Origin of the sequence: Vibrio sp. Vb1755, assembly GCF_033338635.1 — a bacterium.
Taxonomy (GTDB): domain Bacteria; phylum Pseudomonadota; class Gammaproteobacteria; order Enterobacterales; family Vibrionaceae; genus Vibrio; species Vibrio alginolyticus.
Map to the genome: position 1 here is coordinate 1 of NZ_JAWOTA010000316.1, position 1,091 is coordinate 1,091.

The following is a 1,091-nucleotide window of genomic DNA, read 5'->3' on the forward strand; positions in this document are numbered from 1 at the left end:
TTTGCGGACGTTAATCACACCGGTATCAAAAATCAGATACTGACCTTTGATGCCTTGCAAAATGCCAGTCACAACCGGGTTTTTGTCGAAGTTATGAGAGGTGATTTTCGTTGGGTGTTGCTGAACGGGGTAGCTAAGATCGGTAATGGTTTCGCTCAGCACCTCGATGGCATCTTCACCAAATTGCTGTTTGATTTCAGCAATCTTGTCTTGCACAAGAGGAAGCAGTTCAGCAAAACGATCTTGTAATTCAATCGGTTCACCATCGCCTTTAAGCAAAGTGCGCCAGTTTGTTTTGTCTGCAATATGCTTTGCCAGTTCCACTTCAATCAAGCCTGAAATATGACGCGTTTTGACTTTGAAAATTGGCAGACCCTGAGTTGCACCTTGATCAATCCAACGTGTTGGAATTTGAGTGTGGCGAGTGATGCCCACTTTCAAGCTTGATGTATTTGATAGATACACGAAGTGATCCACCATACAGTTTTCTTCTCCCCACTGCGGTTCGCGGCATGTGCCTTGGTCGTAGTGGCAAGTCTCTGGCTTCATGATGCACATATCGCAGCTCGCAAGCTTCTTCATACACACGAAACAGTGACCTTGAGAATAGCTCTTCTTGGTTTTCTTACCACATGAGCAACAAAAAATATTGCCAGTATGCGTCAACGTGAGTGTTTTACCGAGAAACGGTGACAGATCGACTTCTTCATCACCCACGGGAAGACGATAGCTGACGGCACCATCGAGAGAAGCACGCATTTTGTTTAGCGTACCAGTAGCAATTAATGACATGACATTACTCGTTATTGTGTTTTTCGACAGTATATAACGAAGTGCGCTCAAGATGCAGGGTTGACAGGGTTAATAACTGGCAATGTTTCCACAATGAATGACCATTGTTTCTCGTCGCAAAGCTTGATGGTGCCTCGCTTGAGTGGTTGTGAATTGCTTCGCAAATAACAAGTAAGTCATCAAATTGGACGATTTTAAACCGTGATAACGGTTCAAAACGCGTTACCATGTATCGGAAATAAGAACCCAAGCCAAAAGTAATTTTGTTTCTTGATAAATGACTTTATTTGAAGTTCAAA

The 1,091-nt window shown here is 43.2% G+C and carries 1 protein-coding gene; it reads right to left on the reverse strand.

The features are described from left to right. The coding region (locus tag R7E00_RS24835) for a DUF2797 domain-containing protein (RefSeq protein ID WP_318124883.1) at positions 1–792 on the reverse strand (792 nt) is incomplete at its 3' end. Between the last annotated feature and the right edge of the window lie 299 nt (positions 793–1,091).